The organism is Mycolicibacterium arseniciresistens (assembly GCF_030519285.1).
Taxonomy (GTDB): Bacteria; Actinomycetota; Actinomycetes; order Mycobacteriales; family Mycobacteriaceae; genus Mycobacterium; species Mycobacterium arseniciresistens.
The window spans coordinates 1-7,533 of sequence record NZ_JAUMSQ010000347.1 but is presented as its reverse complement, the minus strand read 5'-3'; the positions used below and the strand labels follow the sequence as shown (position 1 = coordinate 7,533).

Genomic DNA, 7,533 nt, shown 5'->3' with positions numbered 1-7,533 from the left:
GATGCTGTTGGGCGACTTTGCGATCGCGGTGACCGGGGCGCCCTTGGGGAAGACTCCGCCGATGTTGCGCCAGGTGTTGTTCAGTCCTGACCAGTCAGCGCCCTGGTACCACCATGAGGTGTAGACGCGGCCGTCGTTGCCGACGACGAACAAGTCGAGGTTCCCGGCGCTGCGTGAGGTGACCGAGATCGGCGCACCGGCGGGGAAGAACCCACCGATGGAACGCCAGCGGTCCCCGATACCTGACCAGTCCGGGTACATCGCATGCACTGCGTTGATGTCGCCCTGCGACAATGCCGTTCGCTGCCCCATCGTGACGCCCGCAGGCAGCGCGACTCTCGGGACGATCGTGTCCTGGCCGCTGGTGCTGAACGCGGTCCGCGAATAATGCATGATCGACCCGAAGTCGTAGGTGCCGAGGTCGTCTCCGAGCTCGATCTGTTGATCGAAGTTGTGCCGGTTGTCGACCGGTACGGTGTCGAGCCGGATCTCGACGAACCTGTTGCGATCCTCGCGGCTCTGCTCATGCCAGAGTCCCACCGCGTGACCCATCTCGTGGATGACCGTGCCGGTCGGCGCGGTGGCGGTCAACTCGATGTCCTGACGGCCGGTCCGTTGCCGTCCGACGGGCGACCGGCTCGCGGTGCTCGGTACGAAGCGGACGAAGTCTGCCTGGCCGTTGCGCGGCACGAACCGGATCCTGGTGCGGTCGGCCCAGTGTGCGACGGCGTCGGTCACGCGTTGCTGATTCGGCAGCGTCGGGTCCACCTCGAAGGGGACGACGCCGTTAGGCCAGCGGAACTCATTGCCGGTGCGGCCGATTCCCTCGAGTCCCGCTCGGCTCCGGACCTCCTCCACAGTGCCGAGGACGATGTCGCCCTCGAAGACCGCCACCCCGTCAACGTCGGCGTAGCGCACTTCGCGTTCGCCCCCGTCGAACGTTCCGACGATCGCTGTCCCGGCTTCAGGACCGGTCCGGTACTCACCCGTGGCCTCGTCGTCGTGAAGTTCGGTCTGCTTGATGTCCTCGACGGTCATCGTGTTCCCCTTGGTTGTTCAGCCTTCGCGGTCGGAGACGTCGGTTGGTGACGTAGACGCCGCTCTTGGCGAGAACTCTGTGGCTGCGGGGAAGCGATGACACGAGTAGTGCGCTACGTCAATACGCAGCCGGCCAAGGGCCGCAACGGTGCTCACCGCCCTGAGGGGATGAATCCGGACGTCGCCAGACGATCAACCAGGAGGACAGGTCACTTCCACCATGTCTTCGGGTTCCCAGGAGGAGAAAATCATGAGCTTGGTCGACACATCACGCCCTGCCGCGACGGGGTATGACGAATTGGTTCCCTCGCGCTACGCGCTGAAGGTCGGCGACATCGACGTGCTGGTGATCAGCGACGGGGTGCTGCCGATCACCGCCGTGACGATGGCCACCAACGCTGCCCCTGCCGACCTGTCGGCCTGGCTCGAGGACATGTACCTGCCGCCGGAGGTGCTCGACTGGCCGCTGAACGTGGCCGTGGTGCGCAGCGGAGGCAAGACCATCCTCATCGACTCGGGACTCGGGACGGAGTTCCCTGACTTCCCGCGGGCCGGGCAATTGGCCTTGCGACTCGTCGCCGCCGGGATCGATCCCGCCTCCGTGACCGACGTGGTGCTCACCCACCTGCACATGGATCACATCGGCGGACTGCTCGTCGACGGGCTCAGAAATCAACTGCGGCCAGATCTTCGGGTCCACCTGGCGGCGGCAGAGGCCGAATTCTGGGAGGCGCCCGACTTCTCCCGCACCGTCATGCCTGCCCCCATTCCGGACGTGCTTCGGCGGACCGCCGCGCAGTTCCTCGACGTCTACCGCGGCCAGTTGCGGCCGTTCGAGACCGAGTACGAGGTGGCACCCGGCGTGCTGCTCCGCCGCACCGGCGGTCACACCCCGGGACACAGCATCGTCCGCCTCGAATCTGGCGGCGAGGCACTCACTTTCGCCGGCGACGCGGTGTTCCAGCCAGGGTTCGACAAACCCGACTGGCAGAACGGCTTCGAACACGACCCCGAGGAGTCGACACGGGTCCGGATCAAACTGCTGCGCGAGCTGGCGGCGAGCGGCGAGGCGCTGGTGGCCACCCACCTGCCGTTTCCGTCGGTCTGCCACGTGGCGGTCGCCGGCGACGGCTTCCGGATGGTGCCCGCTGTGTGGGATTACTGACGAGCCGGGATCACTGACTGGTCACTTCGGGTCCGTGTCCGGCTCGTCGAGGGTGTCGAGGTAGCGGCCGGCGAGATCGCCGAGTTCGACGATGCCCTCGGCGATCTGCCGGGCGAGTCGGGTCGGGTCGTCGCCGATCCGGCCACGCAGATTGCCGGTGCGCCAGAGCGTGGACAGTCCGTGCGACATCGACCATCCCGCGACGACGACACCTGTCACGTCGCGGGTGGGCGGCGCCGCCACGCTCGTCCTGGCGCTGTCGTAGAGAAGGGCGAAGGCCGCGTCGCGGGCCGCGACGAGCTGTGGATCGTCCTCGCCGTACAGGTCCGGGCGGAACATCACCTCGTAATGCCCGGGATGCGTCAGGGCGAACATGACGTAGGCTGTGCCGCCCTTGAGGAATGCGTCCGGCCCCGTCGCGGCAGGCCCGATCGCGGCGGCCGCCTGGCGGAACCCCTCGGTGGCGATCGCGGTGAACAGGCCGGCCTTGTCGCCGAACTGGTAGGCCAGGGCCGCGTGCGTCACGCCGGCGCGGCGTGCGATCTCACGCATGCTCACTCCGGCGGCTCCAACCCGTTCCACCTCCGCGACCGCAGCCTCGATCGCTGCTTCGCGGAGGTGGCCGTGGTGATACGACCGGGCACTGCCGGACATGGCGCGAGCCTAGCGCACGATCTGACCATTGATAAGTTCGATCATCCGGGGCAGACTATCCATTGGTAAGTTTCCTCGAAGGCGGGACGTTCGATGCGGATCTTCGACGTGGTGATCGTGGGTGCGCGGTGCGCGGGCTCCCCGCTGGCGGTGACGCTCGCGCGCCGGGGATTCACCGTGTGCGTGGTGGACAAGGCGCGGTTTCCCTCCGAGACGCCGTCCACTCACGTCATCCAGCCCTGTGGGACGGCTGTGCTCGAGCGCATCGGTGCCCTTGATGCGGTGCTGGCGGCCGGTGCGGTGCCGATCGACCGTTTCACCCTCGTCAACGAGGACGTGCGCGTCGACGGGCGGCTCGATCCCGCGGTGTTTCCCCGGCCGGGACTGTGCGTGCGCAGGTTGACACTCGACGCGCTCCTGGTCGATTCGGCAGTCGCAGCGGGTGCAGACGTGCGCACCGGGGTGAAGATGACCGGGGTGCTCACCGAAGGTGAGCGGACGGTCGGTGTCGAGACCGACCGCGGGCACATCAGGGCGCACCTGGTGGTCGGCGCCGACGGCCGGCAGTCCGGCGTGGCCGCGAACGTCGGCGCTCAGGAGTACCTGACCACCCCGCCGGGCCGGATGCCGGCGTGGGCCTACTTCGAGGGAGTCGCCAGCCGGGAGGGCCGCCTGCGACTCGCACGCCTCGGCGAACGCGGATACCTGGCCTGCCCCACCGATGCCGGCCTGTACATGGTCACCATCGCCACGGGCGCCGCGGTGCGCGCGAACCGCGATGCGGCGTTCGACGCCGGTATCGCCGGCTGGCCCGAACTCGCCGAGTTGCTCACCGGCGCACAGCGAGTAGGCCCGATCCGGGTGATGACGAAGTGGCACGGGTACTTTCGTCAGACCGCGGGGCCCGGCTGGGTCTTGGTCGGCGACGCCGGGCACTTCAAGGACTTCACGCCGGCGCAGGGCATCGCCGATGCGCTGCGACAGGCAGAGCGTCTCGCCGATGTGCTGCCCGCCGACCTCGCCGACGGCCGGGCCGTCGACGAGGCGACCCGGCGATGGTGGCGCTGGCGAGACCGCGACGCCCAAGCGATGTACTGGTTCGCCACGGACATGGGAGCGCCGGGTCCGCCGACTCCACTCGTCACGGAGATGCTGCGCGACATCGCCGGGGATCCCGTCGCGACGCAGACGCTGCTGCGCGTGCTCAACCACGAAGTCGGCCCGCAACGGCTGATGACCCCGAGACGGCTCAGCGGCGCCGCCACCCGGGCGCTTCGCCGTCGCCCCGGCGCAACGGGTGCAGAGATGGCGACCACCCTGACCGACCGGCTCCGTCGCGCACACCGGAGCCGGCGAACACCGCCGGGCATGGCCGGCGGCTGATGTGGTTCGCGCTCAACCGTTTCGGTGCCGAACCATCGGCGCGAGGACGTTTGCGCCACTTTCAGAAGAGGTCCGGGGTCTCTGGTGGCACGTCATCGAGAAAAGCCGTGATCATCGGCACCAGAAGCTCTGAGGCCCCCGAGATCCCGATGTGCGACATCGCCGGCAGCACCACCAGTCGAGCGGCCGGAACGTCCGTCAGCACCCCCGTTGCCGCCGCCTGCGCGTCGCCTCCCCCGCGCAGCGCGAACATCGCCAGCGCGTGTTCGAGCGTCACCCCGTCCGCGTCGCCGACGATGACCATCGTGTTGGCCGAGATCGACCGCATCGCATCGTCGCTGATGTCCTGGTCGTCGATGTTCAGGGTCTTCATCTTCTCGACATAGGCGTCGAACGCCCCGGCGTCCGGGGTGTGTTCGTTGAACGCCGCCTCGACCGGCGTGCCGGCGAACACATCTGCTGTGAGACCACCGAGGGCCTCGAACACCGACGGGTACCAACCGTCCTTCCGGAACGTCGCCGACATCGACACCAACTTGCCGACCAGGGTGCCGTGCCGGATCGCCAGCTGCAGTGCGACCCCACCGCCCTGCGAGTAACCCATCACATCCGCACGGGCCACACCCAGGGCGCGCAACAGCGCAGCGGCGTCGTCGGCGAACTGCTCGTAGGACATCGCCCGCGGGGTGTCCGGGGTGCGGCCGTGCCCCTGTTGATCGAACACGATCACCGCGCGGTCGGCTGCGAATGCCTCTGCCCACACCCTCATGGATTCGGTGGCCATGAACGCACCGGGAATCAGCAACAACGGCGGCGTCGACGCGCCGAGGTCGCCGTACACCTCGTGGTACAGGTTCAGCCCGTTGATCGCCAGGTGACCGCCGCGCGGGTGCTCGTTTCCCATCAGATCTCAGCTTCCTTCGTCGGTTCTTCTCGGTGCAGACCCGCTCGACGGCAGTAACTCATCGTGGATACTCCTCGCATGCCGATGTACGTGCGACACACCCGTGCGGTGCAGATGGGCGACCTGGCTCCCCATGTCCGCGACAAGCTCACCGCCCACGCCGAGGCGAACCAACTCGACGTGACCGATGTGCGAATGTGGCTCACCCACAGCGAGAATCCACCGGCTGACAAGGGCTTCGGAAAGCTGATGCGGCGCCGGGCGAACTCCGCTGATCCCGACGCCGAGCACGACACCGTCGCCATACTGCACCCGACACACGTCCTCGTCGCGATCGACGGCGCCAGGCGCGGGACCTCGGTCCTCTCGCTGCCCCTGACCCAGGCATCGATCGCGGCCGGCACCGGCCTGGGCGCCGAACTGGGCCGGCTGGCCGGTGAGACCGCCGGTTTCACGATCACGGGATTCGCCGGCGGCGAGCGGCCCGGTAGCTTCTACGTCGGACTGGGTACCGAACCCGCTGCGGCGGAATGCTTCACGGCGATCGAGTCGGCGATCGTCGCGGCCAAGAACCCGACCGCAAGATGAGCCCCGACACCGACGACTGACCGAGGCGACCGCCTCGCCGAGCGACCGCCGCCGACCGCCGCTAGGGTGTGCGAATCGTCGCCACGGTCAAGAAGGTGTGCCGTTACCCATTGCGATGACGAATCCGTCGACGAAAGCGGTGCGTGATGTCCCTGTGGCCCGGCAAGAAGTCAACAGGGCAACCCGATGCCCCGCCGGCCTTCAAGCGTGACGTCGGTGCCGACCTCGAGATCGACGTCACCGCCGCGACCACCCTCGAGTTCCAGATCACGCTCGCACCGCAACCCGGAGCGCAGGTCACCGAATCGCTCGAGTTCCGCTGCAAGGGCCGCGCGGTGGAGGCCGAGGAGCTCATCGGCGAGCACGGCACACGCATCCATCGCTTCGACGCTCCCGAAGGAACCGTCACCGCGTCCTATCGGGCCACGATCCTCGGTCGCACCGATCCGGCGGAGGTCCGGGACATCGACATGTCGACCTATCTGCGGCCCAGCCGCTACGCCGAGGCCGACAAGTTCTTCGGGTTCGCCGCCACCGAGTTCGGGGAGTACGCCGACTCGGCGACCCTGCTGGAGAAGGTCTCGTCGTGGGTGGGAACCCGGCTCATGTACGTGCCGGGGTCCAGCGACCCCATCGACGGAGCCGCTGACACCTTGCTCGCCGGCTCCGGGGTGTGCCGCGACTACGCCCATCTGGTGATCGCGCTGCTGCGTGCGGTCAACGTTCCGGCGAGGATGGTCGCCGTCTACGCGCCGGGTTGTGACCCGATGGATTTCCACGCGGTCGCGGAGGCATTCGTCGACGGCGTCTGGCGCGTGGTCGACCCCACCTGCCTGGCGCCGCGTCAGTCCATGGTGCGCATCGCCACCGGGCGCGACGCCGCCGACACCGCGTTCCTGGACAATCACAAGGGGTCGATCAATCTGCGGTACATGGAGATTCGTGCCGTGGTCGACGGAGACCTGCCGCGCGATTCCGTGCACGACCTCGCTGTGCTGAACTGAGGACCGCCGCCCGGCTTCTGCGGATATGTCACAAAACGCCCGCCGCCGGCATCTAGAGGTCGTCCAGCGCCACACCCAGGAGGACGACATGGATGCACGGTTCGATCTGTTCGGCAACGCGTTCGCCACGAAATTCGCCAAACGATTCACCACCGTTGCGAGGGTCATCGAGGAATCGACGCTGCCGGCCACCACGAAGGAATTGGTGAGCCTGCGGGCGAGCCAGATCAACGGCTGCGCCTTCTGCACCGACATGCACACCAAGGAGGCGACGGCCGCCGGTGAGACCGCGCATCGGCTGCACATGGTGGCCGCGTGGCGGGAGGCCACCGTCTTCACCGAAGCCGAGAGAGCAGCGCTGGCGCTGGCCGAGGAGGGCACCCGGCTCGCCGACGCGCACACCGGCGTGTCCGACGACACGTGGGACCAGGTCCGCAAGCACTACGACGACGACCAGGTGGCGGCCCTCATCTGCCTGGTCGCCCTCACCAACGCCGCCAACCGGATGAACGTCATCGTGCGCAATCCCGGTGGGACCTACGAGGCAGGCATGCTCGCGCGCATGTCCGGCTGAAGCGGACCGGGCCTTCGGCCGACGACCGCTGCGTCGGCGGTAGCGTGGCGGATCGTGAACTCTCCTCGCCTGTCCTCGTCCGTCGCGCTCGCAGCGTGCGCCGCATCGGTCATGATCGGCCTCACCGCGTGCGGGTCCGACACGAGCACCGCGTCGACGAGCTCGTCGTCGTCGCGCACACCGGTCGAATTCTTCCCGCCGTCGCCGGCGGCGCCGGCGACCC

At 68.1% G+C, this 7,533-nt stretch carries 9 protein-coding genes; 5 read left to right on the top strand and 4 right to left on the bottom strand.

Going from position 1 to position 7,533, the window contains the following annotated elements:
- Positions 1–1,038 (bottom strand): M12 family metallopeptidase (locus tag Q2100_RS27990; RefSeq protein WP_302916665.1); only part of this gene is annotated, 1,038 nt, incomplete at its 3' end.
- Between the two features lie 250 nt (positions 1,039–1,288).
- Between Q2100_RS27990 and Q2100_RS27985 the strand changes: the two genes are divergently transcribed.
- On the top strand, positions 1,289–2,203 hold the full coding sequence (locus tag Q2100_RS27985; RefSeq protein WP_302916664.1) for an MBL fold metallo-hydrolase: 915 nt from the start codon (positions 1,289–1,291) through the stop codon (positions 2,201–2,203).
- A 21-nt stretch (positions 2,204–2,224) separates the two neighbouring features.
- Here the strand turns inward: Q2100_RS27985 and Q2100_RS27980 are convergent, their stop codons facing one another.
- On the bottom strand, positions 2,225–2,857 hold the full coding sequence (locus Q2100_RS27980) for a TetR/AcrR family transcriptional regulator (RefSeq protein ID WP_302916663.1): 633 nt from the start codon (positions 2,855–2,857) through the stop codon (positions 2,225–2,227).
- Between the two features lie 93 nt (positions 2,858–2,950).
- Here Q2100_RS27980 and Q2100_RS27975 point away from each other — a divergent pair, with 93 nt between their 5' ends.
- The gene (locus Q2100_RS27975; protein WP_302916662.1) at positions 2,951–4,240 is read left to right on the top strand and encodes an NAD(P)/FAD-dependent oxidoreductase; all 1,290 of its coding nucleotides are present in this window, start codon (positions 2,951–2,953) and stop codon (positions 4,238–4,240) included.
- A 61-nt stretch (positions 4,241–4,301) separates the two neighbouring features.
- Here the strand turns inward: Q2100_RS27975 and Q2100_RS27970 are convergent, their stop codons facing one another.
- Positions 4,302–5,144 carry an alpha/beta fold hydrolase gene (locus tag Q2100_RS27970; RefSeq protein ID WP_302916661.1) on the bottom strand — a complete coding sequence of 281 codons (843 nt, stop codon included), beginning with the start codon at positions 5,142–5,144 and terminating at the stop codon, positions 4,302–4,304.
- Between the two features lie 78 nt (positions 5,145–5,222).
- Between Q2100_RS27970 and Q2100_RS27965 the strand changes: the two genes are divergently transcribed.
- The 3 genes from Q2100_RS27965 (at position 5,223) to Q2100_RS27955 (ending at position 7,310) form a co-directional block, all read left to right on the top strand.
- Positions 5,223–5,732 (top strand): hypothetical protein, encoded by a 510-nt coding sequence (locus tag Q2100_RS27965; RefSeq protein ID WP_302916660.1) that lies wholly within the window; start codon positions 5,223–5,225, stop codon positions 5,730–5,732.
- Between the two features lie 146 nt (positions 5,733–5,878).
- Positions 5,879–6,736 (top strand): transglutaminase-like domain-containing protein, encoded by an 858-nt coding sequence (locus Q2100_RS27960; RefSeq protein ID WP_264013753.1) that lies wholly within the window; start codon positions 5,879–5,881, stop codon positions 6,734–6,736.
- A gap of 88 nt (positions 6,737–6,824) precedes the next feature.
- On the top strand, positions 6,825–7,310 hold the full coding sequence (locus Q2100_RS27955) for a carboxymuconolactone decarboxylase family protein (RefSeq protein WP_302916659.1): 486 nt from the start codon (positions 6,825–6,827) through the stop codon (positions 7,308–7,310).
- Here the strand turns inward: Q2100_RS27955 and Q2100_RS27950 are convergent.
- Positions 7,274–7,533 (bottom strand): hypothetical protein (locus Q2100_RS27950; RefSeq protein ID WP_302916658.1); only part of this gene is annotated, 260 nt, incomplete at its 5' end. The genes Q2100_RS27955 and Q2100_RS27950 overlap by 37 nt on opposite strands.